Annotated in this window: 17 protein-coding genes, 2 tRNA genes and 1 pseudogene; 6 read left to right on the top strand and 14 right to left on the bottom strand. The window is 60.0% G+C overall.

What is annotated here, in order from left to right; translation table 11 throughout:
- Window positions 1-116: 116 nt before the first annotated feature.
- A complete protein-coding gene (gene azu, locus AB7M26_RS02510; protein WP_123499823.1) occupies window positions 117-563 on the bottom strand; it encodes an azurin in 447 nt (148 codons plus the stop codon).
- A 344-nt stretch (window positions 564-907) separates the two neighbouring features.
- Between azu and AB7M26_RS02515 the strand changes: the two genes are divergently transcribed.
- Both AB7M26_RS02515 and AB7M26_RS02520 read left to right on the top strand, forming a co-directional pair.
- Complete coding sequence (locus AB7M26_RS02515) at window positions 908-1,495, top strand: LOG family protein (protein ID WP_123499825.1); 588 nt, start codon at window positions 908-910, stop codon at window positions 1,493-1,495.
- Window positions 1,496-1,563: 68 nt separating this feature from the next.
- Window positions 1,564-1,752 carry a hypothetical protein gene (locus AB7M26_RS02520; RefSeq protein WP_007902706.1) on the top strand — a complete coding sequence of 63 codons (189 nt, stop codon included), beginning with the start codon at window positions 1,564-1,566 and terminating at the stop codon, window positions 1,750-1,752.
- Window positions 1,753-1,975: 223 nt separating this feature from the next.
- On the opposite strand, the gene AB7M26_RS02525 is transcribed toward AB7M26_RS02520, so the two are convergent.
- From AB7M26_RS02525 to rnr, 11 genes are all read right to left on the bottom strand, one after another.
- Window positions 1,976-2,866: a transglutaminase family protein gene (locus AB7M26_RS02525; protein WP_123499827.1), complete on the bottom strand. Its 891-nt coding sequence runs from the start codon at window positions 2,864-2,866 to the stop codon at window positions 1,976-1,978.
- Entirely contained in the window at window positions 2,866-5,352 is a 2,487-nt protein-coding gene (locus tag AB7M26_RS02530; protein ID WP_123499829.1) for a circularly permuted type 2 ATP-grasp protein, read from the bottom strand. Before AB7M26_RS02530 ends, AB7M26_RS02525 begins: the two co-directional genes overlap by 1 nt.
- A gap of 88 nt (window positions 5,353-5,440) precedes the next feature.
- On the bottom strand, window positions 5,441-8,716 hold the full coding sequence (locus AB7M26_RS02535) for a transglutaminase family protein (protein WP_123499832.1): 3,276 nt from the start codon (window positions 8,714-8,716) through the stop codon (window positions 5,441-5,443).
- A gap of 302 nt (window positions 8,717-9,018) precedes the next feature.
- Window positions 9,019-11,322: a YgiQ family radical SAM protein gene (locus tag AB7M26_RS02540; protein ID WP_123499835.1), complete on the bottom strand. Its 2,304-nt coding sequence runs from the start codon at window positions 11,320-11,322 to the stop codon at window positions 9,019-9,021.
- A 190-nt stretch (window positions 11,323-11,512) separates the two neighbouring features.
- On the bottom strand, window positions 11,513-12,907 hold the full coding sequence (gene dnaB / locus AB7M26_RS02545) for a replicative DNA helicase (RefSeq protein WP_008068885.1): 1,395 nt from the start codon (window positions 12,905-12,907) through the stop codon (window positions 11,513-11,515).
- Window positions 12,908-13,030: 123 nt separating this feature from the next.
- Window positions 13,031-13,477, bottom strand: coding sequence for a 50S ribosomal protein L9 (gene rplI, locus AB7M26_RS02550; RefSeq protein WP_003197251.1), 447 nt, complete (start codon window positions 13,475-13,477; stop codon window positions 13,031-13,033).
- A gap of 19 nt (window positions 13,478-13,496) precedes the next feature.
- The gene (locus AB7M26_RS02555; protein ID WP_007902692.1) at window positions 13,497-14,390 is read right to left on the bottom strand and encodes a YybS family protein; all 894 of its coding nucleotides are present in this window, start codon (window positions 14,388-14,390) and stop codon (window positions 13,497-13,499) included.
- A 36-nt stretch (window positions 14,391-14,426) separates the two neighbouring features.
- Window positions 14,427-14,657: a 30S ribosomal protein S18 gene (rpsR, locus tag AB7M26_RS02560; protein WP_002551829.1), complete on the bottom strand. Its 231-nt coding sequence runs from the start codon at window positions 14,655-14,657 to the stop codon at window positions 14,427-14,429.
- Window positions 14,658-14,685: 28 nt separating this feature from the next.
- Window positions 14,686-15,108, bottom strand: a complete 423-nt coding sequence (gene rpsF / locus AB7M26_RS02565; protein WP_095052890.1) for a 30S ribosomal protein S6 — start codon at window positions 15,106-15,108, stop codon at window positions 14,686-14,688.
- Window positions 15,109-15,418: 310 nt separating this feature from the next.
- Window positions 15,419-16,186: a 23S rRNA (guanosine(2251)-2'-O)-methyltransferase RlmB gene (rlmB, locus tag AB7M26_RS02570; RefSeq protein ID WP_123499837.1), complete on the bottom strand. Its 768-nt coding sequence runs from the start codon at window positions 16,184-16,186 to the stop codon at window positions 15,419-15,421.
- Complete coding sequence (gene rnr / locus AB7M26_RS02575) at window positions 16,183-18,813, bottom strand: ribonuclease R (RefSeq protein ID WP_123499839.1); 2,631 nt, start codon at window positions 18,811-18,813, stop codon at window positions 16,183-16,185. Before rnr ends, rlmB begins: the two co-directional genes overlap by 4 nt.
- 226 nt (window positions 18,814-19,039) lie before the next feature.
- On the opposite strand from rnr, the gene AB7M26_RS02580 reads away from it, so the two are divergent.
- The 4 genes and pseudogenes from AB7M26_RS02580 (at window position 19,040) to AB7M26_RS02595 (ending at window position 22,289) form a co-directional block, all read left to right on the top strand.
- A tRNA-Leu gene (locus AB7M26_RS02580) sits at window positions 19,040-19,126 on the top strand.
- A gap of 165 nt (window positions 19,127-19,291) precedes the next feature.
- Window positions 19,292-19,378, top strand: a tRNA-Leu gene (locus AB7M26_RS02585).
- 334 nt (window positions 19,379-19,712) lie between these two features.
- Window positions 19,713-20,723 carry an iron ABC transporter substrate-binding protein gene (locus AB7M26_RS02590; protein WP_123499843.1) on the top strand — a complete coding sequence of 337 codons (1,011 nt, stop codon included), beginning with the start codon at window positions 19,713-19,715 and terminating at the stop codon, window positions 20,721-20,723.
- Window positions 20,723-22,289: pseudogene (locus AB7M26_RS02595) on the top strand (ABC transporter permease). The gene AB7M26_RS02590 and the pseudogene AB7M26_RS02595 overlap by 1 nt, the downstream one beginning before the upstream one ends.
- A gap of 96 nt (window positions 22,290-22,385) precedes the next feature.
- On the opposite strand, the gene AB7M26_RS02600 reads toward AB7M26_RS02595, so the two are convergent.
- Entirely contained in the window at window positions 22,386-24,320 is a 1,935-nt protein-coding gene (locus AB7M26_RS02600) for a methyl-accepting chemotaxis protein (RefSeq protein WP_123499869.1), read from the bottom strand.
- Window positions 24,321-24,469: 149 nt separating this feature from the next.
- On the bottom strand, window positions 24,470-25,762 hold the full coding sequence (locus AB7M26_RS02605) for an adenylosuccinate synthase (protein WP_008068879.1): 1,293 nt from the start codon (window positions 25,760-25,762) through the stop codon (window positions 24,470-24,472).
- Window positions 25,763-25,804: the final 42 nt, after the last annotated feature.

Consider the following 25,804-nt stretch of genomic DNA (forward strand, 5'->3'; position numbering starts at 1 on the left):
GGCACGACGCAAATCCTGTGGGAGCGTGGCTTGCCCGCGAAGAACGATGACGCGGTCAACCGTCAGACACAAAAAAAGCGTCCCTAGCGGACGCTTTTTTTATGCGCTTGATTCGATTACTTCAGGGTAACCGTACCTTTCATCATCGAGATGTGCCCCGGGAACGAGCAGAAGAAACCGTATTTTTCAGCAGCATTGAGCTTCGACACGTCGAAAGTTACCGAGTCGGTTTCCTTCGCGCCGATGACTTTGGTGTGGGCGATGACGCGGGTATCGCCGTCTTTCAAGTAGTTCTTGTCGATGCCTGCCGCCAGGCCGTCAGTGGCGATCGGCTGCATGTCGGCTTCTTTGCTCAGCACCCAGTTATGGCCCATGACGTTTTTTGGCAGGCTGCCAGAATGTTTCAGTTCCACGGTGAACGTCTTGCAGCTCTTGTCGATGGTGATGTCCTTGGTATCGAAGGACATCTGGTCAGTGGAGTCGACAGTGACCTTGCATTCCGCGGCCATCAATTGGCTGCTGGCCAGTGTCAGCAGGGATACCGCAACAAGTTTGGCAAACATGGTGAATCTCCAAGGCAGGGTTAACAAAAGTGCTTATGGACAGAAGACTGCCTGAAATCTTCGCAAGTTCCTATGACCTGAATCAAAAATTGTATACAACTTTCGGGCTATGACCCTCATCGAAACAATCTACCAGCCAGACGTCTGGCACGGCCCTATCATCAGGACCGTCATCTCTCATCCGGAGCGTCTGTCATGTCTTTCAACAGTTTATTGAGCAGTTTGCTCGCCGCTTATGCCTGTGGCGCCAGCGGTACCTACGAAACACCAGAACACGAGGTTTAACCCTTGGAACGAGGCAGGCCTGCCTTTACTCTGTGGCCCTGATGACCATGGAGTAAGGCATGTCTTTAGCGTCCGTTTGTGTATTTTGCGGTGCCAGCACTGGCACTAACCCGGTTTATCGTGAAGCGGCTGTCGCCTTGGGGCGAGCATTGGCCGAGCGCAAGCTGACTCTGGTCTATGGCGGCGGCGCCGTCGGGCTGATGGGGATCGTTGCCGATGCCGCGCTGGCGGCCGGCGGTGAAGTGATCGGGATCATCCCGCAGAGCCTCAAAGACAAGGAAATCGGCCACAGCGGCCTGACTCGCCTGGAAGTGGTCGACGGCATGCATGCGCGCAAGGCGCGAATGGCCGAGCTCAGCGATGCCTTCATTGCTCTGCCCGGCGGCCTGGGCACACTGGAAGAGCTGTTCGAAGTCTGGACCTGGGGCCAGCTCGGCTATCACGGAAAACCGCTGGGTTTGCTGGAAGTGAACGGTTTCTACAGCAAGTTGACGTCTTTTCTTGATCATATCGTCGGCGAAGGCTTCGTTCGCGAAGCGCACCGTGACATGCTGCAAATGAGCGAATCGCCGCAAACCCTGCTCAATGCACTGGACGCCTGGCAACCCTCGGTACCGCCAAAATGGACCGAGCAAAAACCCAGCTAACGGCTCGGCATCGATACAGGGCAGAATATGCGCCGCTCAACCTCACCTTCGACCCCAGAGGATCGCCCATGGCTAAACCTAATTATTCCTTCGCCAAACGTCAGAGAGACTTGGCCAAGGAGCAGAAGAAAGAGGAAAAGCTTCAGCGCAAGAAAGCTACAGCTGAAGAAGAAGCAGCAGCACTGAACCCGGATACCGAAGGCGAAGTGGCTACAGACGAAACTGAAGCACCGAAAGATCAGGCGCCCGACGCCTGAGACCCTCAGGGCCCGATGATCTGATCAGGCCCACCGGATCTGTGTCCAGGGTCAGCAACGATGTTGCTGACCCTCACAGACCAATCTGAAAATTCCCCATCCAGAACTGACTTGCACATCCCCATGTGGGAGCGAGCCTGCTCGCGATGACGGCGGCAATTTAGCAATTATTTGACTGATACACCGCTATCGCGAGCAGGCTCGCTCCCGCACTGGATCTCCACTATTCCAATGGCATTACCGTGACCCGAACCTCCGGATCATGGCTGCCACCGCCCAGGATCACCCCACGCAACGGCGACACATCGGAAAAATCCCGGCCCCAGGCCAGGGTGATGTGTTCCAGCGCTGGTTGCACATTATTGGTCGGGTCGAAATCCACCCAGCCCAGCACCGGACAAAATACCGACACCCAGGCATGAGATGCATCGGCGCCGATCAGCCGAGGCTGGCCCGGTGGTGGCTGGGTCAGCAAGTAGCCGCTGATATACCGCGCGGCTAATCCACGGGAGCGCACACAAGCGAGCATCAAATGTGCAAAGTCCTGGCAAACCCCGCGCCGCCTCTCCAGCACTTCCACCAGCGGCGTCGCCACTTGGGTCGCTTCAGCGTCGAAGGTGAATTCGCTGAAGATCTTCTCCATCAACGCCTGAACCCCCAGCAGCAATGGCCGGCCAGGAGGAAAACAACTTTCCGAGAACTCGACGAAGTTGCGCTTCAAGTGCACATAGGGCGATTCGAACCGGTAACGGCAGGCTTCAAGTATCTCGGATGACAGCGGCTGACTGCTGTAGGTCAGTGCGTTGCAGGTCTCTTCCCAGGCTGGCGATTGATTGAAGTCCAACGATGGCCGGGCCAGCACTTCGACCGTCAGGCTGGCATTGACCAGCAACTCATCGTGCGGCCGCTCGAATGCCAACCGGGTCAGCGGATTACCAAACACATCCAGCTCATCCCGGCGCGAGGTCGGATCGGGACTGATCTGCAATTGCTGATCGGTGCAGCGCTGCCAAACGCAAGCCCGCGGCCACAGGTGCGCCAGTTGCTGGGCCAGGGACACCGGGCTGTCATAGTGATAGTGGGTGTCGTGGAAAATCTGGTAACGGGCATTCATCAGACGGACACCGTGCGCTGGCTGACATCATCGACATGGGCGAAATGGCGCAACGCCAGGCGATCCGATACTTGGCCGCTGGCATCGGCGATCTCCTGCAACAGATCGGCCAGCCCCTCTATGGCGGCGCGAACACTGGCCTCGCCAAACAGTGGGTTTTCCAGGCAACCCAGATCGAAGCGCGCCAGCCGCTCCACCAACTGCGGCAGACCTGTTTCGCGCGGCGCACCAAAGTCGTCGTTCAAGCGTTTCAACGTGCGGGTCACCAGTTTCAACTGGAACAACACCGCGTGAGGGTTCTGCTCGTCGAGTAGCAACAGGTCCAGCACCGGGATCAATTGTGCCATCGCCAGATACCGCGAGCGGTAGGTGATGCTGCTGTTGCCCAGCTCCAGCAGCCATTCCAGCCCGGCCTGATCGAAAGCCCCGGCGCCACGCAGAAACGCTGCCAGGCTGCCGCTGAGAAACTGCAGCCGTTCGATCCGCCGCCCCATCATCAGGAAACGCCAGCCTTCGTCCCGGGTCATGTCGTCGAGGGCAAAACCGGACAGCGCCGCCAGCGACATCACCAGTCGGTTGAGGAAATCCAGCAGCTCGCCGAAATCCGGCTCTTCGGTTTCCAGTTCCATGGCCTCGCGCTGCAATTCCACCAGCGCTTGCCAGTTCTCTCGCGAGAGCTTGCCGCGTACTTGCGAAGCGGCCCACTGCAAGCGTTGCAGGTTGGAGCGCAGGCTGAACGGCCAGTCATCGCCGAGCAGCGCCGCCAGCAACCGCTCCGGCAACTCGCCCTCCTCCGGCAACAGATTCAAGCGTTCACCGAGATCGACTGCCGCCTCCAGGGCCTGCGGATCATCGCCATCGACATAGCGCGCGAGCATAATGCGCAGCAGCCGTGCACTGTCATCGCAGCGCTCGCAGTAACGGCCGAACCAGAACAGGTTCTCGACCACCCGCGATGGCAGATACGGATCACGTCGTACCAGATCGTGAACGCCAATGTTGCGCTGGGCTTTCCATTGTTCGCCGTTGGGCGGGCGATCGCCCAACACCCAAGTGTCCTTGCTGGCGCCGCCGCGCTGCATCGACACCACTTCGGCGTCGGCTTCGGCGGCAACCCGCGTCAGCCCGCCGGGCAGTACTCGATAGCCGTCCCGACTGGCCACCGCATACACGCGCATGCCAATGGCCCGCGGTTGCAATTGACCACCTTCGGCCTGCCAGATCGGCGCCTGGGACAGTTGCGCCAATTCTTGCGCAACATAGGCGTAAGGCCGTGCCTGCATGCGCTCAGCCAAGGCTTGACGCTGTTTTTCACTCAAATCACGACCAAACACTGGGGCGAAGCTCTGCGACGGAAACGCCGGTTTGATCAACAGCTCCGGCAGCTTTTCCAGGGCCTGGGCCAGCACCGGCGCTTCGCCGCACCACCAGGTCGCGATGGACGGCAGAATCAGCTCTTCGCCGAACAGATACTGATTAATCTTCGGCAGGAAACCCAGCAACCCTGGCGACTCCAGCACGCCGCTGCCGAGGGCATTGGCCACCAGCACCCGACCCTGACGCACCGCTTCGAGCAGCCCCGGCACGCCGAGGGCCGAGTCGGTGCGCAGCTCCAGCGGGTCGCAGAAGTCATCGTCGAGCCGACGCATGATCGCGTGGACCCGACGCAGGCCGCTCAAGGTTTTCAGGTAGACCGTGGCATCCCGGACGGTCAGGTCGCCGCCCTCTACCAATGGATATCCGAGCTGGCGAGCCAGGTACAGGTGTTCAAAATAGCTTTCGTTGAAACGCCCCGGCGTCAGTAGCACCACCAGTGGCGCTTCGTCATCGCTCGGCGCCTGACGAGCGAGCGTTTCCTGGAGCGTGCGAAAGAATCCGGCCAGGTGCTGCACCTTCAAATCGCGGTACAGCTCGGGAAAGGCCCGGGACACGATGGTGCGGTTTTCCAGCGCGTAACCGGCACCGGATGGCGCTTGCGTGCGGTCCGCCGTCACCCACCAGCGACCATCAGGCGTGCGCGCCAGATCCACGGCATACAGATGCAAAAAGGCCCCGTCGGGCGGCGCAATACCCTGACAGGGCCAGAGGAAGTTGTTGTGACCGAACACCAGCTCAGCCGGCAGCAGGCCTTCGGCGATCAAGCGCTGAGGGCCGTACAAATCCGCCAGCACAGCATTGAGCAAGCGCGCCCGCTGAGCGATCCCGGCCGATAACTGTTCCCACTCATCGGCGGCGATCACATGGGGCAACAGGTCCAATTCCCAAGGTCGGTCAGCGCCCTTGGGGTCGGCGTAGACGTTATAGGTCACGCCGTTTTCCTGGATCTGCCGGGTCAGCAGCGCCTGACGCTGCACCAGTTGCGCTGGCGTGCTGCGTTGCAATTGATCGAACAGCCGCCGCCAATGCGGGCGCACGGCGCCGCTGTCGTCGAGCAGTTCGTGATAAGTTCCCGCGGTCAGCGGGTAGCGATCAAGCAGGTCAGGCATGGAAAGCTCGGCAGACAGCAAAGAACGGTCAGACTAACGCAGGCTCATGACGCCCGGATATACGAAAAATCCGAGCGTCGTGTACGGTTTAGAAACGTCGCAAATCGAGAGTCATCGGCAGCTCGTCATTGATTTCCAGATTCGGTATAGGAAGTTTCCCTGGCGTGTGTCCGAGACGGAAGAAACGCGCCATCCGCCGGCTCTCGGCCTCATTGGCGTTCACCGGCAGGCTGTCGTAGTTGCGTCCGCCCGGGTGGGCCACGTGGTACTGACAACCGCCCAGCGAACGCCCCATCCAGGTGTCGAGCAGATCGAACACCAGCGGCGCGTGGACCGGGATGGTCGGTTGCAGGCAATTGGCCGGCTGCCAGGCGCGAAAGCGTACGCCGGCGACGAACTCACCGACCCGCCCCGTGGGTTGCAACGGCACCGGAATGCCGTTACAGGTCAGCAGATATCGCTGAGGCGGCAGGCCGCTGAGTTTGACCTGCAAACGCTCCAGCGACGAATCCACGTAACGCACCGTGCCACCTGCTGCGCCTTCCTCGCCCAGTACATGCCAAGGCTCCAGCGCCTGACGCAACTCCAGCTCAATCCCGCTGACCGCATAGTCGCCGACCTTGGGAAAACGGAATTCCAGATGCGCTGCGAACCACTCGGCCCGCACGGGATAACCGGCGGCATTGAGGTCGACAATGACGTCAGCGAAATCCTGCTCGATAAAGTGTGGCAACAGGAACCGGTCGTGCAGCTCTGTGCCCCAGCGCGCCAGTTTCGGCGGCGCATAAGGCTCGCGCCAGAACCGCGCCACCAGCGCCCGCAGCAACAACTGCTGAGCCAGGCTCATGCGCGCATGGGGCGGCATTTCAAAGGCCCGCAGTTCCAGTAATCCAAGGCGCCCGGTGGCGCCGTCCGGCGAATAGAGTTTGTCGATGCAAAACTCAGCGCGGTGGGTGTTACCAGTCACGTCGATCAGCAAATTGCGCAGCAAGCGATCCACCAGCCAGGGTGGACACTCCTCGCCCGGCTTCGGCATCTGGGCGAAGGCGATTTCCAGTTCGTACAGCGAATCGTTGCGCGCCTCATCCACCCTCGGCGCCTGAGACGTCGGGCCGATGAACAATCCGGAAAACAGGTAGGACAAGGACGGATGGTTGTGCCAGTAACTGATCAGGCTGCGCAGCAGATCGGGACGGCGCAGAAACGGTGAGTCAGCCGGGGTCGCGCCACCCAAGACGAAATGGTTGCCGCCGCCGGTGCCGGTGTGCCGGCCGTCGATCATGAACTTCTCGGTGGTCAGTCGCGTCTGGCGCGCCTCTTCATAAAGAAACTCGGTGCGCTCCACCAACTCATCCCAGGTGGCGGACGGCTGGACGTTGACCTCGATCACGCCCGGATCCGGAGTAATGCGAAAGTTGCTCAGGCGCGGATCGCTCGGCGGCTCATAGCCTTCCAGCAACACCGGGCAATGCAATTCCTCGGCGGTGGCTTCGATGGCGGCGACCAGTTCCAGATAGTCCTCGACCCGCTCCAGTGGCGGCATGAACAGGTACAACCGGCCTTCTCGCGCTTCGGCGCAGAAGGCGGTGCGGGTCAGCCAGTCGGCGGACTCGTCGATCTTCGGCGCACGCTCGTTGGCCGTTTGTGGTTGAGCGTGATGCTGTAGCTGGTCGGTGCCTGGCAGCTCAGGGAAATCCTGATTCGGGTCGACAGGGTGAATGAACGGATACTCCGCCGCCTTCACCCAAGGCTGCGAACCGAGTGGCAAGCGATACCCCAACGGCGAATCCCCCGGCACCAATCGGCAATGCTCTTCCCGCAGATACCAGCGACCGCTCTGCCACTGATCGCCCTTGGCGGTGCGCGCCAGCGGGAGGACCTGGCCAATCACCTTATCCAGCCCCTGGCTGAAGACTTTGCGCAGACGCGCCCGCTCCAAAGGCTCTTCCAGCCGTGAGTCTTCGGCGCTGACGTTCTGCGGCAAAGCGCCTTCGCGCCAGAGGTAATAGAAATTGTCTTCATAGGCCGGGAACACAAAGCGTGTCGGAATTTTCAGGCGTTCGGCGACACTCGCCAGAAAACGCCCGGCCAACTCGCCATCGGCGCCATAGTCTTCCTGCTCATCGGCGATCAATGCGCTGTTGTGCCAGATCGGTACGCCATCGCGGCGCCAGTAGCAGTTCAGCGACCAGCGCGGCAGTTGCTCGCCCGGATACCACTTGCCCTGACCAAAATGCACCAGTCCCTTGGGCGCGTAATGCTTGCGCATGCGCTGGAACAGCTCGGCCGACAGCCTACGCTTGTCTGGCCCGAGCGCCGCGGTATTCCACTCGGCGCCGTCAGGGTCATCGATGGAAACGAACGTCGGCTCGCCGCCCATGGTCAGGCGCACGTCGCCTTCAAGCAGGTCGACATCGATCTGCCGGCCCAATGCCTGAATCGCCAACCATTGGTCTTCCGTGTAGGGCTTCGTGACTCGCGGCGCTTCCCAAATCCGCTCGACCGACATTTCGTGGGTGAATTCGCACTCGCACGGTTCCACCAGGCCACTGATCGGTGCCGCAGAGGACGGATCGGGACTACACGCCAACGGAATGTGTCCTTCGCCGGCAAACAGCCCAGAAGTCGCATCCAGGCCGATCCAGCCAGCGCCAGGCAAATAGACCTCGCACCAGGCGTGCAGATCAGTGAAGTCCACTTCGGTGCCCGAGGGGCCGTCGAGGCTTTTGACATCGGCGGTCAACTGAATCAGGTAACCGGACACGAAACGCGCCGCCAGGCCGAGGTTGCGCAGCAACTGCACCAGCAACCACGCCGAGTCGCGGCAGGAACCGGAGGCATGCTCAAGAGTGTGTTCCGGGGTCTGTACGCCTGGTTCCATGCGAATCAGGTAGCCGATGTCTTCGCTGAGGCGCTGGTTGAGCGCGACCAGGAAATCCACGCTCGGTAGCGGCGTGCGATCGATGCCGTCCAGATAGGCCTTGAATTTCGGCGTCAGGGGCAAGGTTTCCAGGTACGGCGCCAGCTCTTTGCACTCATCCGTGGCATAGGCGAAAGGGATCTTTTCGGCGTAGGGCTCGAGGAAGAAGTCGAACGGATTGAACACCGCCATCTCCGCCAGCAAGTCGACCTCGATCCGCAGCTCATCGGTTTTCTCCGGGAACACCAACCGCGCCAGGTAATTGCCCTGGGGGTCCTGCTGCCAGTTGATGAAATGCTGCTCGGGCGAGACTTTCAGCGCATAGGACAGTATCCGCGTGCGGCTATGGGCAGCCGGGCGCAGGCGAACGATCTGCGGACCGAGCTCGACGGCGCGGTCGTAGCGGTAATGCGTGACGTGATGCAATGCGACATGGATCGACACGGCGTGCCTCCTGCGAGCCTTAAGCGTTATCGAAAGCGCGCAAGACTTATGCCATCCGGCAGGCTGGCGCTTTCACAGATTTGCTCAGGGCAGTACAGCACCAAAATCGGGCGGGAGGAGATTTTGCGTTGGGGCATTTGCACATAATTGTGGCGAAGATCAAAAGATCGCAGCCTTCGGCAGCTCCTACGCAGGAATATGCGTTTCCATGTGGAGCTGCCGAAGGCTGCGATCTTTTGATCTTCAGGCCCAACGCAAAACGCCAACCCGAAGGTTGGCGTTCTGTTCAGCTCAAACGAGACTTAGCGCGGCACTACCGGCTTGCGCGCAGGCTTGGGCCCCTTGCCTTTGGCCGCATCCTTGCGCTCCTTGGCCGCCTGCTGGTTGCGGGCGAATGCCGCAGCCTTGGCCTGTTCACGCTTGTCCCACGGGTTACCGCCATCGCTGGCACGCGGTGGCAGGCCAGTGTGCTGGGTCAGGATCTTGGTGGTCTTTTCCCCGGCCACTTTGTGGCTGCCGGCCGGCGTCGAGTTCTTGCGACGGGCGCTCTGGTAGCTGTCGGTCGCCGGTTGATGCAGCGGGATCAACTGGTTCTTGCCCGGCCCGATCAGGTCGGCGCGGCCCATGCGGGTCAACGCTTCACGCAGCATCGGCCAGCCTTTCGGGTCGTGATAACGCAAGAACGCCTTGTGCAGGCGACGCTGTTCTTCGCTCTTGACGATGGTCACGGCGTCACTCTTGTAAGTGACCTTGCGCAACGGGTTCTTGCCCGAGTGGTACATCGCGGTAGCGGTAGCCATCGGCGACGGGTAGAACGCCTGCACCTGGTCGGCACGGAAACCGTTGCCCTTGAGCCACAGGGCCAGGTTCATCATGTCTTCGTCGGTGGTGCCCGGGTGAGCGGCGATGAAGTACGGAATCAGGTACTGCTCTTTCCCGGCTTCCTTGGTGTACTTCTCGAACATGCGCTTGAACTTGTCATAGCTGCCGATGCCCGGTTTCATCATCTGGTTGAGCGGACCTTCCTCGGTGTGTTCCGGGGCGATCTTCAGGTAACCACCAACGTGGTGGGTCACCAGCTCCTTGACGTATTCCGGCGACTCGACCGCGAGGTCGTAACGCAGGCCGGATGCGATCAGGATCTTCTTCACACCCGGCAAGGCACGGGCGCTGCGATAGAGCTGGATCAGCGACGAGTGATCGGTGTTGAGGTTTTCACAGATGCCCGGGAACACGCAGGACGGCTTGCGGCACGCGGATTCGATGACCGGGCTCTTGCAGGCGATGCGGTACATGTTCGCGGTCGGGCCGCCGAGGTCGGAGATCACCCCGGTGAAGCCTGGTACCTTGTCGCGGATCTCTTCGATTTCGCGAATGATCGACTCTTCGGAACGGTTCTGGATGATCCGGCCTTCGTGCTCGGTGATCGAGCAGAACGTACAGCCACCGAAGCAGCCGCGCATGATGTTCACCGAGAAGCGGATCATGTCGTAGGCAGGAATCTTTTCCTTGCCATACGCCGGGTGCGGAACCCGTGCGTAAGGCATACCGAAAACGTAGTCCATTTCTTCGGTGGTCATCGGAATCGGAGGCGGGTTGAACCAGACGTCCACTTCGCCATGCTTCTGCACCAGCGCACGGGCGTTGCCCGGGTTGGTTTCCAGGTGAAGCACGCGGTTGGCGTGGGCGTAGAGCACCGAGTCACCACGGACTTTTTCCATCGACGGCAGGCGGATGACCGTTTTCTCCCGGGTGAGGCGCGGGTTCGGCAGCAATTGCACGACCTTCGCTTCGTTCGGATCTTCCGTCGGACCCTTTTCCTGCTCGATGGCGCAGGCCTGGGTATCTTGGGTGTTCACGTACGGGTTGATGATCTTGTCGACCTTGCCCGGACGGTCGATACGCGTGGAATCGATCTCGAACCAGTCTTTTGGCGTGTCACGACGAATGAACGCGGTGCCGCGCACATCGGTGATGTCTTCGATCTTGTGACCGAATGACAGACGCTGGGCGACTTCGACGATCGCACGCTCGGCGTTGCCGTAGAGCAGGATGTCGGCGCAGGCGTCGATCAGGATCGAGTTGCGCACCCGGTCCTGCCAGTAATCGTAGTGGGCGATGCGGCGCAGGGAGGCTTCGATGCCACCGAGCACGATCGGCACGTGCTTGTAGGCTTCCTTGCAGCGCTGGCTGTAAACCAGGCTCGCGCGGTCAGGACGTTTGCCCGCCAGGCCACCGGGGGTGTAGGCATCGTCGGAGCGGATTTTCTTGTCGGCGGTGTAGCGGTTGATCATCGAGTCCATGTTGCCGGCCGCGACGCCGAAGAACAGGTTTGGCTCGCCGAGCTTCATGAAATCGTCTTTTGACTGCCAGTTCGGCTGCGCAATGATCCCGACGCGGAAGCCCTGGGCCTCCAGCAGCCGGCCGATGATTGCCATGCCGAACGACGGGTGGTCGACGTAGGCATCACCGGTGACGATGATGATGTCGCAGGAATCCCAGCCAAGCTGATCCATCTCCTCCCTGCTCATCGGCAGGAATGGCGCTGGCCCGAAACATTCGGCCCAGTACTTGGGATAGTCAAATAACGGCTTGGCTGCTTGCATGTCGATAACCGGTGTTGGCTTTCATTGAATTTCGCGGGCGCGGAATATAGCACAAAATTTGATCAATTCCGACGGCTATGGTCGGAAATTGTGGCGACCCCATCGCGGGCAAGCCCGCTCCCACAGGTTCGGTGTGATCCCTGTGGGAGCGGGCTTGCCCGCGATGGGGCCCTCTCAGGCGCAACACAACCTACTCGTCGTCGAAATTGTAGCTGCCCGGCGCCAGGTTTTCGAAGCGGGTGTACTTACCGATGAACGCCAGTCGTGACGTGCCGATCGGGCCATTCCGCTGTTTGCCGATGATGATCTCGGCGATGCCTTTATGCTCGGTTTCCGGGTGGTACACCTCATCCCGGTACACGAACATGATCACGTCAGCATCCTGCTCGATCGCTCCGGATTCCCGGAGGTCGGAGTTGATCGGGCGTTTGTTCGGTCGTTGCTCCAGGGAGCGGTTGAGCTGGGACAGCGCCACTACCGGGCAGTTGAATTCCTTGGCGAGGGCTTTCAAGGAACGGGAGATCTCGGAAATCTCGTTGGTCCGGTTGTCTCCGCCGGAACCTGGAATCTGCATCAACTGGAGATAGTCGATCATGATCAGGGCGATGTCGCCGTGTTCACGCACCAGACGCCGGGTCCGCGCGCGCATCTCCGAGGGGCTGATACCAGCCGTGTCGTCGATGAACAGCTTGCGATCGTTCAGCAAGTTGACCGCCGAGGTCAGGCGCGGCCAATCGTCGTCGTCCAGGCGACCGGCCCGGACCTTGGTCTGGTCGATACGCCCAAGGGACGAAAGCATACGCATGATCAGCGATTCGCCTGGCATCTCCAGCGAGTAAACCAGTACGCACTTGTCGCTGCGCAACACGGCGTTTTCCACCAGGTTCATCGCAAAGGTGGTTTTACCCATGGACGGACGGCCGGCGACGATGATCAGGTCGGCAGGCTGCAAGCCGCTGGTTTTCTCGTCGAGGTCGGTATAACCGGTGGACAGGCCGGTAATGGCGTTGTCGGTGTTGAACAAGGTGTCGATGCGGTCGATAGCCTTGGTCAGCAGGTCATTCACACTCACCGGACCGCCGGTTTTTGGCCGGGCCTCGGCGATCTGGAAGATCTGCCGCTCAGCTTCGTCGAGAATCTCTTCAGCCGTGCGGCCTTCAGGGTTGAAAGCGCTGTCGGCAATTTCGGTGGCGATGCCGATCAGTTGCCGCAAGGTCGCCCGCGCACGAACGATTTGCGCATAGGCCTTGATGTTGGCGACGGACGGCGTGTTTTTCGCCAGCTCACCCAGGTAGCCGAGACCACCGACTTGCGAGGTCTGACCTTCCTTGTCCAATTGCTCGGCAAGGGTCACGACGTCGATGGGGGAGTTCTGGTCGGCGAGCTTGGCGATCGCACGGAAGATCAGGCGGTGGTCATGCCGATAGAAATCGCCGTCGGAGACTTGATCCAACACGCGTTCCCAGGCGTTGTTGTCCAGCATCAGACCACCGAGCACGGCCTGTTCGGCCTCGATGGAATGCGGCGGCACCTTCAGGGCAGCGGTTTGCAGATCGTATTGCTCGGGGGCGGAAATATCGTTCATGGCCACTTGGAATTAGTTTGTAGAGAATCAGGAACCGCAGAAAGACAAAGGGCACGACCTGTAAACAGGATCGTGCCCGATGTTACCGGCAAGCACCCGAGGGTGCCAGCCGACAAGTGCTGCTTAAGCTGCTACCACGACAACGCGTACGGTGGCTTCAACTTCGGCGTGCAGGTGCACGGCTACGTCGAATTCGCCTACGTTGCGGATGGTGCCGTTCGGCAGACGAACTTCGCTTTTTGCAACTTCAACGCCAGAGGCGGTCAGTGCATCAGCGATGTCGTGGGTGCCGATCGAACCGAACAGCTTGCCTTCGTCACCAGCGGTGGCAGTGATAGTCACTTCCAGCTCAGCCAGTTGGGCGGCACGGCTTTCAGCCGAAGTTTTACGGTCTGCTGCGGCTTTTTCCAGCTCAGCGCGACGCTCTTCGAACGCAGCCAGGTTGGCAGCGGTCGCAGCGGTAGCTTTGCCGTAAGGCAGCAGGTAGTTACGACCGTAACCAGCCTTAACGTTCACTTTGTCACCCAGGTTGCCCAGGTTGGTGACTTTTTCCAGAAGGATCAGTTGCATGTGAAAATCCTCTTAACTTTTAACCTTCACCGTTCGCGTTATCGGCATCTTTCGGTGCCGAACGACCGCGAAAATCAATCAGGCTGTCGACGATGGCCAAGACCACCAGCAACGGATAGATCAGTTGCATGAACAGCAACAGCGTGACGTACAACCCCACCAGCCAGAATTTGGCCAGTCGCTTTTGCGCCACCAGCCCGTGAATCAGGGCCAGCCCGGCGAACACCAGCGGTACGCTGCACAACGGTGTCAACATGGCCATCTGCGAGCCTAAGTTAGGCCCCAGAAGCATCAACACCAGCAGCAACATCGCCGGTAAAAGCGGGATTCGGATGGCGCGAAACTCGCGACCAAAACCACCCGGGTTGTACAACAACGCCTGCCAGTAGCGCCCGACAATCAGGCTCAGCACACTGACGATTTGCAACAAGGCCGCAATCAGGCCGGTCAGGACCGGTGCAATCAGGGACGCGAAACGCGCTTGCTCGTCTACCGACAATTGCTGGTAGACATCACCGAGTAGCGACGGCATGACTTTTATCAAAGCCTGCGCCAGCATCTCGATCTGGGGCGCAAAAGCCGCCCCCAGCACCACTGAAAACACCAATCCCATCGCTATGCTGACCAGCAGCACGCGGTTCCAGGACTCGCTTGCGCGCAAAACCAACGCAAGGCTCGAAGACCCCAGCAGCACCAGAAGTGCCCGTGGGTCGTCGGAGTAAAGCCACCAGATCAACGCCGGCAGCAGTCCCAGAGCAAGAACGCCCAAGGCGTCCTTCAATCCGCGCCGCAGGAGCACAAGGCATCCGGCGGCAGCACCCAACCAATACAACAACGGCAACGTTGCGCATCCGGCCACTACCAGAGTGGCCTGCATACGGCCGCGCATGATGAACTCAGCTAAGGCGCGCATGCATTCAATCCTTTGCTACGTGTCGACTGCCCGGTCTCAGCGGCCGTGGCTGTCGGTGTAGGCCAGCAGGGCCAGGAAGCGGGCGCGCTTGATAGCGGTGGCCAGCTGACGCTGATAACGAGCTTTGGTACCGGTGATGCGGCTTGGAACGATTTTGCCGGTCTCGGATACGTAGGCTTTCAGAGTGTTGAGATCTTTGTAATCGATCTCTTTCACGTCTTCAGCGGTGAAGCGGCAGAATTTACGACGACGGAAGAAACGTGCCATGTAATAGGCTCCTCAAAAGGTCCGTGGATTACTCGTCAGCGTTATCGCTGGCGTCGCTGTCATCACCATCAACGCTATCAGCGTCGGAGTGCTCAGGACGGTCGCGACGCTCACGGCGCTCACTGCGGTTTTCTTCAGCCTTGAGCATCTCGGATTGGCCGGTAACGGCTTCTTCGCGACGGATGACCAGGTTACGGATCACTGCATCGTTGTAGCGGAAGTTGTCTTCCAGCTCGGCCAGGGCCTTGCCAGTGCATTCAACGTTCAGCATCACGTAGTGAGCCTTGTGAACATTGTTGATTGCGTAGGCCAGTTGACGACGACCCCAATCTTCCAGACGGTGGATTTTGCCGCCGTCTTCTTCGATCAGCTTGGTGTAACGCTCAACCATGCCGCCGACTTGCTCGCTTTGATCCGGGTGGACCAAAAAGATGATTTCGTAATGACGCATGAATGCTCCTTACGGGTTGTAGCCTGCCGCTCAAAAGCGGTCAGACAAGGAGTGAATGACACTTATGGACTTGCTTGCGATAGACACATGCGTGCCTGCCGTCACAGCAAGGGGCGCAATTGTAGAGAAGGGACAAGAGAGGCGCAAGGCAATTGGTGATTATTTGAACAACCACGATTATTTGCCCAAAACACAAACCACTGTGGGAGCTAGCCTGCTAGCGATGAGGAAATAACATTCAATATTAATGCCGAATGTTACTCCGCCATCGCTAGCAGGCTAGCTCCCACAGGAGGGGTTTACCGCTGAATCAGGACTTCTTGGCAGCAGCCTTGGCCTTGGCACCACGCTGACGCAGGGCCTCGAACAGGCACACGCCAGTCGCCACGGAAACGTTGAGACTGCTGACGCTGCCCGCCATCGGCAGACGCACCAGGTAGTCGCAAAGATCGCGAGTCAGGCGACGCATTCCGCTGCCTTCCGCGCCCATGATCAGGATGGTCGGGCCGGTCAGGTCTTGCTGATACAGATCCTGCTCAGCCTCGCCCGCCGTACCGACAACCCACAAGCCACGTTGCTTGAGTTTTTCCAGGGTGCGCGCCAGGTTGGTCACGGCCACCAACGGAATCACTTCCGCCGCGCCGCAGGCGACTTTCCGCACCGTCGGGGTCAGAGTGGCTGACTTGTCCTTCGGCACGATCACCGCCAGCGCGCCCGCCGCATCGGCAGAACGCAGGCAAGCACCGAGGTTGTGCGGATCGGTCACGCCGTCGAGCACCAGCAACAGCGGTGCGCCTTCAGTGCGATCGAGCAATTCGTCAAGCATCGCTTCGCCCCAGACCTGACTCGGACTCACGTCCGCGACCACGCCCTGGTGCACGCCATCTACCCACGCATCCAGCTCACGACGCTCAGCCTGACCGACCGCTACGCGATTTTCGGCAGCGAGTTCGATAAGTGTCTGTACCCGCGGATCACTGCGGCCTTCAGCCAGCCAGATCTGCTTGACGCGTTTTGGGTGGTGACGCAGCAACGCTTCTACAGCGTGCACGCCATAGATCTTTTCCAACTGACTCATGACTTGGCCTTAGGTTTACGCGCCCCGCCGCTTCTGGCGGCTGGAGCGGAACCCGCTTTTGGCGGGCCTTTACGGTGTTTGCTCGGTTTTGCTGGCTTGCCGCCGGAGGCCTTCTCAGGCGCCGACCGCCCGGTCTTTCCCCCAGACGCCGCTTTACCGCCGCTTTTCGCTTCAGACAGCAACGCCTGTTTCATTTCACGACTTTTGCGCAACTCGGCATTCTTTGCCGCGGCATCGCTCGGACGATAGGCCTCGACAGCCTTTTCCTTGGCAGGACGACGGCCGGTTTTCGCCGGAGCCGGTTCTGCAGTGGATTTGGCAGCAGGAGCAGCGGTTTCAGCCCCACGCTTCTTGCGGCCGATCGGCGCGCTGATGGTTTTTTCAGCCATCTCGAAGTCGATCTTGCGCTCGTCGAGGTCGACGCGCATGACGCGAACTTCAACGGTGTCGCCAAGGCGGAAGCTGCGACCGGTACGCTCACCGGCGAGGCGGTGGTGTACAGGATCGAAGTGGTAGTAATCGCCCGGCAGCGCGGTGACGTGCACCAGGCCTTCGACGTAGATATCGGTCAGTTCGACGAACAGACCGAAACCGGTCACGGCGGTGATCACACCCGGGAACGACTCGCCCACGCGGTCTTTCATGAACTCGCACTTGAGCCAGTTCACCACGTCGCGGGTGGCTTCGTCGGCCCGGCGCTCGCTCATCGAGCACTGCTCGCCGAGCTGCTCCAGGATCGCTTCGTCGTACGGATAGATGCGTGCTTTCGGGATGGTCATCGCACCGGCACGGCGAACGTGCGGGGTGTCCATTTTCGAATGGATGACGCTGCGAATCGCCCGGTGCGTGAGCAAGTCCGGGTAGCGGCGAATCGGCGAAGTGAAGTGGGTATAGGCTTCGTAATTCAGGCCGAAGTGGCCCTGGTTATCAGCGCTGTACACCGCCTGGCTCAACGAACGCAGCATGACGGTCTGGATCAGGTGGAAATCCGGACGGTCCTTGATACTCGCCAGCAAAGCCTGGTAATCCTTCGGCGACGGACCATCCTTGCCTTTGTGCAGGGACAGGCCGAGCTCGCCAAGGAAGGCGCGCAGTTTTTCCAGACGCTCCGGTGGCGGGCCGTCGTGAACGCGATACAGCGCAGGGATTTCGTGCTTCTTCAGGAACTCTGCAGTGGCCACGTTGGCCGCCAGCATGCACTCCTCGATCAGCTTGTGGGCGTCATTGCGAACGGTCGGACGGATTTCGGCGATCTTGCGCTCGGAGCCGAAGATGATCCGGGTTTCCTGCGTTTCGAAATCAATCGCGCCACGCACGTGACGGGCCGCCAGCAGAACCTTGTACAGCGCATACAGCTGCTTGAGGTGCGGCAGGACGTCGGTGTATTCGCCACGAAGCTGACGTGCTTCGGTCGCTTTGGGCGTTTCCAGCATGGCGCTGACTTTGTTGTAGGTCAGGCGGGCGTGGGAGTGAATCACCGCTTCGTAGAAGCAGTAGTCGGTCATTTCGCCGGATTTGGAGATGGTCATCTCGCAGACCATGGCCAGGCGATCGACGTGCGGGTTCAGCGAGCACAGGCCGTTGGACAGCTGCTCAGGCAGCATTGGCACGACGCGCTCGGGGAAGTACACCGAGTTGCCACGAACCTGGGATTCGTTATCCAGCGCCGAACCGATTTTCACGTAGCTGGAAACGTCGGCGATCGCCACGTACAACTTCCAGCCACCGGAGAACAGGCGCAGCTTGCCCGGCTTGGCTTCGCAGTAGACCGCGTCATCGAAGTCGCGCGCATCTTCGCCGTCGATGGTCACGAACGGCAGGTGACGCAGGTCGATGCGCTTCTCTTTGTCTTTCTCTTCGACTTCCGGCTTGAGCTTGGCGGCTTCCTTGAGCACCGCTTCAGGCCAGACGTGAGGAATATCGTAAGTGCGCAGGGCGACATCGATTTCCATGCCCGGCGCCATGTAGTTACCCACGACTTCGACCACGTCGCCTTGCGGCTGGAAGCGTGGCGTCGGCCAGTGAGTGATCTTCACCTCGACGAATTGACCGATCTGGGCATTGGCGTTACGGCCCGGCGTCACCAGCACTTCTTGCTGGATCTTCGGATTGTCCGCGACGACGAAACCGATACCGCCCTCTTCGAAGTAACGACCAACGATGGTCTCGTGGGCACGGGACACCACTTCGACGATCATGCCTTCACGGCGACCGCGACGGTCCAGGCCGGAAACACGCGCCAGGGCACGGTCGCCATCGAACACCAGGCGCATTTGCGCCGGGCTCATGAACAGGTCGTCACTGCCGTCGTCCGGGACCAGAAAGCCGAAGCCGTCACGGTGACCGCTGATGCGGCCCAGGATCAGGTCGAGCTTGTCCACCGGCGCATAGGTGCCGCGACGGGTATAGATGAGTTGAGCGTCGCGCTCCATGGCGCGCAGGCGACGACGCAGGGCTTCGATCTGGTCTTCTGTGGTCAGACCAAACTCTTCGACCAGCTGCTCGCGGTTAGCAGGCGAACCTCGATCAGCAAGGTGCTGAAGGATCAGTTCGCGGCTAGGAATAGGGTTTTCATATTTTTCCGCTTCACGAGCGGCCTCGGGATCGAGGGACTGCCAATCGGCCATTAGAGAGTTTTCACCTTGTCTATATGCGGGTTAGTTTGGCATAGGCGTAATGAAACGGGAAATTTCAGGCTATGACAGCCCATCTAAAGCCCTTTATCGACATCGCAAAGCTGATTTGAATACCACTGGAGAAATTTTCCAGGTTTTTTCGATGCCGGGGGTTTACAGTTAAAAAGACGCTCCGTATAGTGCGCGCCATCGACGACGCACACGCGCTGCCGATACTGCCCAGATGGTGAAATTGGTAGACACGCCAGCTTCAGGTGCTGGTGACCGCAAGGTCGTGGAAGTTCGAGTCTTCTTCTGGGCACCAATTTCGAGCTTGAGATTAGAACAATTTCAAGGCTCACACAAAAACCCGCGAAAGCGGGTTTTTGCATTTAAGGCTTCCGGTTTATTAAAATTAAATCAGGGGTTTACAGATCAAAATGCTCTCCGTATAGTGCGCCACATCAACAGCGGCAACGCTGAAGATTATGCCCAGATGGTGAAATTGGTAGACACGCCAGCTTCAGGTGCTGGTGACCGCAAGGTCGTGGAAGTTCGAGTCTTCTTCTGGGCACCAATTCAAATTCAAGGTCACGATCTTGAATTTCACAGAAACCCGCGAAAGCGGGTTTTTGCGTTTCTGGCTTTCGAAAACCCCAAGCCATTACTTCCTGTGGCGAGGGAGCTTGCTCCCGCTGGAGTGCGAAGCGCTCCTCATCATTCCAATAGTTACACCGCACTCTCAGGACTTACGACTGCTTCGCAGCCGAACGGGAGCAAGCTCCCTCGCCACAAAAACTCGCCCCCGCCCCTCTAGCAAACACTCCTCAGACCCGCAAGACGCACATGAGAAACAATATCGTTTATCATTGTTACAAGTTTTTGCAATGCGACAGTGAGGAACCCTGCGAATGATGTTTCGAAATACCCTGCGCCGCGGTCTGACCATCACCCTGCTCGGCCTGACACTCGCCACTCCCCTCACCCAAGCCGCCGATCCGGTTTCCCTGACACTCTATAACGGCCAACACAAGGAAGTCGGCGACGCCGTCGCCAAAGCCTTCGAAGCCAGGACCGGGATTCACGTCAATGTGCGCAAGGGCAGCAGCAACCAGCTCGCCAGCCAGATCGTCGAAGAAGGTGATCGCTCCCCCGCCGACGTGATTTACACCGAAGAATCCCCACCACTGAACAAACTCGGCGAACAAGGCCTGCTGGCTCAGACCGACGCCGCCACCCTCGCCGTTCTGCCAAAGGACTATGTCGCCGGCAACGGCACCTGGATCGGTATCACTGCGCGAGTCCGCGTAGTTGCGTTCAATCCCAAGTTGATCGATGAAAAAGACCTGCCCAAGTCGGTAATGGAGTTCTCCGATCCGAAATGGCAAGGCAAAGTCGGCTTTGTGCCCACCAGCGGCGCATTCCAGGAACAGGCCGTGGCGATCATTAAAGTCCACGGCATGGACGCCGCCGAAGAATGGCTCACCGGCCTGCGTGCATTCGGCAAGACCTACAGCAACAACATGGTCGCGCTGAAGGCCGTGGAAAACGGCGAAGTCGCCACCGTACTGGTGAACAATTACTACTGGTTCGCCTTGCAGCGTGAAAAAGGCCAGCTCGATTCGAAACTGCATTACTTCACTGGCGGCGACGTCGGCGGGTTGATCACCGTTTCCAGCGCCGCCGTACTGAAATCCAGCAAACATCCAAAAGAAGCCCAGCAATTCCTCGCCTACATGGCCAGCGAAGAAGGTCAGCGCGTGATCACCCAGACCACCGCCGAATACCCGCTGCACAAAGGCATGGAATCGGATCGCGGCCTCAAGCCGTTCAGCGAACTGCAAGCACCGAACGTCACGCCCGCCGATCTCGGAAACGCCGAAGAAGCCCTGGACCTGGAACGTGACGTTGGCTTGAACTGATGAGCGCATCGTTATCTGCCCCCGCCTTGCGTGGGGGGTACGTGCCACGGCGCAAGCGGCCGTCGATCTGGTTGTTGCTGCCGGTTTTGCTGCTGGTGGTGCTCAGCCTGTTGCCACTGGCTTATGTCGGCCTCAAAACCTGGCAAGCAGGCTGGGCCGAGGCGCTGCATCTGCTGTGGCGACCTTACGTGTTTGGCCTGCTGCGTAATACGCTGGCGCTGATGGTGGGCGTCACGCTGGCCTGCGGCGTGATTGGCCTGTCGCTCGCCTGGTTGCTGGAACGCAGCAATCTGCCGGGTCGACAGCTATGGGGCGTGATCCTGTGCCTGCCGTTCGCGGTGCCGGCGTTTGTCAGCAGCTTCACCTGGGTCTCCCTGAGCGCTCACTTCGAAGGGCTAGGCGGCGCGATTCTGGTGATGACCCTGTCCAAATACCCGCTGATTTTTCTGCCAGTGGCGGCAACCCTGCGCAATCTCGATCCGTCCCTGGAGGAGTCCGCACGAACCCTGGGGCAGAATCGCTGGGGCGTGTTCTTTAAAATCACCCTGCCGTTGCTCTGGCCGTCACTGCTGGCCGGTTCGCTGCTGATTGCGCTGCACATGCTGGTGGAGTTCGGCGCGCTGTCGATCATCGGGCTGCAGACTTTCACGACAGCGATCTATCAACGAGTTCGAGCTGGAATTCAGCAACGCTAACGCAGCGATGCTCTCGGCGGTGCTGTTGGCGCTGTGTCTGGTGCTGCTATGGCTGGAGCTACGCGTGCGTGGCAAGGGCCGACATGTGCGCACCGGCCAGGGCGCGGCGAGGCAGGCGCAACAGGTTCGCCTGGGGCCATGGACGACTGTCGGACAGCTTTACTGCCTGCTGCTGGCGATCATCGGCAGCGGCATTCCGCTGGGGATGCTGGTGTACTGGCTGATGGTGGGTTCGTCGGCGGCGTTCCCGGTCGCCGCGATCAGCGAGGCGTTGTTGTCGTCTCTGGCGCTGTCTCTCGGTGGTGCGGCGCTGTGCCTGGTGCTGGCGGTACCGGTGGGATTGTTGGTGGTGCGCCATAAAGGCCGACTGGCAATCTGGGCCGAGCGCCTGCCGTATCTGCTGCATGCGCTGCCGGGATTGGTGATTGCGCTGACTCTGGTGTATTTCGCCCTGCATTATGTGCCGATGCTGTACCAGACCTCCGCGCTGCTGCTGATTGCTTATGCGCTGTTGTTTCTGCCGCTGGCGCAGGCACCGATTCGTACGGCGCTGAACAAGGCAGCACCGCAACTGGAAGAGGCCGCACGCACGCTGGGAGCGTCGTCCTTCAGCGCGTTTTGTCGAGTGACGCTGCCGATCATCTTCCCTGCCTTGGGGGCAGCCTTTGCGCTGGTGTTTCTGGATGCGATGAAGGAGCTGACGGCGACGCTGCTGCTGAGTCCCACCGGACTGAATACCCTGGCGACGGAAGTCTGGGCGCATACCGCGAATGTGGAGTTTGCGGCGGCGGCGCCTTATGCGGCGTTGTTGATAGTGGTGTCGGGGTTGCCGGTTTACTTGCTGACGACGCGGATGTATTTGAGCCGTTGAAAAGCTTCGCGGGCAAGCCTCGCTCCTACAAGGATTGCGCACCCCCTGTAGGAGCGAGGCTTGCCCGCGAAGGCGTCAGACTTGCAGACAAAAAACTTAAGCCCTGAACTGCCCCAAGCTAGCTTTCAACTGCGCCGCCAAGCCATCCAGTACCTTGCCACTGGCCGTGGTTTCCACCACCGCCTGAGCAGCCTTTTCGGCTTGAGCATGAATGGTCTCAACCCGCCCACGCACGGCCTGCGCACCTTGCGCCTGATGCGCCGCAGCCTGTGTCGCCAGACCAATCGCCGCATGCACCTGCTCGACCGACGCCTGCACCGACTGCTGCAACCGCGCACTGTCGCGCAACACCAGCAAACCCTCACTAGCCTGACGTCCGGCCTGCCCGATTGCCGCGACCGCCTCGCGCGCGCCCTGCTGCAACGCAACAATGTGAGCCTGAATGTCGCCGGTTGAGCTCTGAGTCTTGCTCGCCAGTGCCCGCACCTCATCCGCCACCACGGCAAACCCGCGACCGGTCTCGCCGGCACGCGCCGCCTCAATGGCCGCGTTCAACGCCAGCAAGTTGGTTTGTTCGGCGATCCCGTGAATCACCGTCAGCACCACTTCAATCTGCTCACTCTGCTGCGCCAGGCGCTCGATGACTTTCGCACCGGTGTCGACTTGTCCGGCCAATGCCTCAATGAGACTGCCAACTTTCGCCGAGGTCCGAGTGTTTTCATCCGTGGCCTGACGAATGCCCACCACCTGCTGCAAAGCGGCCTGCATGGCGTGGCTTTCAGACTGAGCTTCGTCAGCCATTTGCGACAACGCGCGCAAGCTTTCGGCTACTTCATCGCGCTGCATGCCCGCCGCTGCATCGGCACCGGCATTGCGCAAAGTCATGGCACCAATTTCCACGCCGGTACGCTGGGCCACATCGCCCGCCTCCCGCACGATCGGCTGCAACTTATCCACAAAGCGATTGACCGCCGAGGCCATGTCGCCAATCTCATCCTGGCTGTTGATCTGCACACGCTTGGTCAGATCACCCTCACCTGCCGCCAGGTCATCCATGGCGGCGATCAGCAGCTTCAAGCGATTGACCACTCGACGACCCAGCACCACCGCGAGCAACAGCAGCACACCAAAACCTACCAGCGCCAGGCCCATGCCGATGCGCCAGCGCAAAGTCCCGGCAGCTTCCTGCACGGCAGTGGTGGTATTGGCTTTCATTTCAGTGGCGGTGGACTGTGCCGATTGCAGACGCCCGCGCATCGCCGCCGCACTGTCAGCCGCCGCGCCTTTGAGACTGTCACCCACCAGTTGATCACTGCTGGCGATCAGCGCCGAGAATCGCTTGTCCAGCGCCGCCACATCGGTTTCCACGGAGGCGGTCGAGACGCCCATCAACACCTTGCCGATCTCCACCCCATTGGGATTGATCGAGGCTTCAAGGTAGTAGACCGACGGATCGTTCTTCGCCGCATCCAGCACCTTGTCCAGCGCCCGCTCGCCCTGGCCTTTTTCCAGAAGCGCCTTGTTGATCGGGTTCTCCCGGTTGAGGTAGCGCGTCAGGTGCTGGCCCGTGGCGTCGTCGTAGACCACGAACAACACATTGGGATTGCGCTGGGCACGGCGAGCGAATTCGGACAGGGTGGGGATGTCGCTGTCCCACATGGCGCGGGGTGCGACCGAGGCCAGAAGCTGCGCCATGTCGTTGGCCGAATCCTTCAGGTCCTTCTCCAGCGTCGCACGCAGTTGCGCCTGCTCGTCCTTCAGACGCGAAGACAGCCCGGCCGTCAGGCGCTGACGGGTACTGGTGGACAGGTTATCCAGGCTCGACGTGACTTCACGCCCTGCCTGCTCAAGTTCACCCGAGAGCTTTTGGCTATCGGCGTCCAACCGCATACCCAAATCAGCTTCCAGCGCAGTCACTGTGCTCCGGGTCAGAGCGACAGCTACCAGCACCTGCACCAAAAGGGCGATACCTAGGGTAACGAACACGGGCCGCAAGAGACGGCTTTGTAACAGTGAGAGAACGGCCGACACTGAAAATCCCTCTGCTTTGACGCCATCAAATTGATAGCACGTCAGAAACGATGCTTTTTCAATGTTCACAGCAAAGGTCATGCCGTTCGACAGGCATAAACGACAAAGGCCCCAATTAAGGGGCCTTTGTGTTTTACATCAACGACTTATTAAGCGAACGGGTGACGCAGAACGATGGTTTCGTTGCGGTCCGGGCCCGTCGAAATAATGTCGATCGGAGCACCGACCAACTCTTCGACGCGCTTGATGTAGTTGCGTGCAGCCTGAGGCAGCTCTTCCAGAGTCTTGGCACCGACGGTGGATTCGGTCCAGCCTGGCATTTGCTCGTACACCGGCTCCAGGCCAATGTAGCTATCGGCGTCAGTCGGTGCGTCGATCACTGCACCGTCCTGGTTCTTGTAGCCCACGCAGATGTTGATGGTTTCCAGACCGTCCAGCACGTCCAGCTTGGTCAGGCACAGGCCCGAAATGCTGTTGACGTCGATGGCGCGACGCAGGATGACGGCATCGAACCAGCCGCAACGACGGGCACGACCGGTAGTAGCGCCGAACTCATGGCCACGCTTGGCCAGGAAAGCACCGACGTCGTCGAACAGTTCAGTCGGGAATGGGCCCGAACCCACGCGAGTGGTGTAAGCCTTGGTGATGCCGAGGATGTAATCCAGGTACATCGGGCCAAAACCCGAACCGGTGGCGATGCCGCCCGCGGTGGTATTGGAGCTGGTGACGTACGGGTAGGTGCCGTGGTCGATGTCCAGCAGGGAGCCTTGGGCGCCTTCGAACATGATGTCTTTGCCAGCGCGACGCAGCTCGTGCAGTTCAGCGGTGACGTCGACCATCATCGGCTTGAGCAGCTCGGCGTATTCCATGCACTCGTCGAGTGTCTTCTGGAAGTCGATTGCTGGCTCTTTGTAGTAATTGACCAGTACGAAGTTGTGGTAATCCAGCAACTCGCCCAGCTTGGCGGCGAAACGCTCGCGGTGGAACAGGTCACCGATGCGCAGACCGCGACGGGCAACCTTGTCTTCGTAAGCCGGGCCGATGCCACGACCGGTAGTACCGATCTTCAGCTCGCCACGGGCCTTTTCACGGGCCTGGTCCAGCGCTACGTGGTAGGACAGGATCAGCGGGCAGGACGGGCTGATACGCAGGCGCTCGCGCACCGGTACGCCTTTTTCTTCCAGCTTGATGATTTCCCGCAGCAGCGCGTCGGGTGCAACCACCACGCCGTTACCGATCAGGCACTGCACGCCTTCGCGCAGCACGCCCGACGGGATCAGGTGCAAGACGGTTTTTTCGCCGTCGATCACCAGGGTGTGGCCAGCGTTGTGGCCACCTTGGTAGCGCACTACGGCGGCAGCATGTTCGGTCAGCAGATCAACGATCTTGCCTTTGCCCTCATCACCCCATTGGGTGCCCAGGACTACGACATTCTTACCCATAACACTTGTCCTCATTCGCGCAAACTTGGTGCCGGCGGCGGC

The organism is Pseudomonas sp. F-14 TE3482 (genome assembly GCF_053629455.1).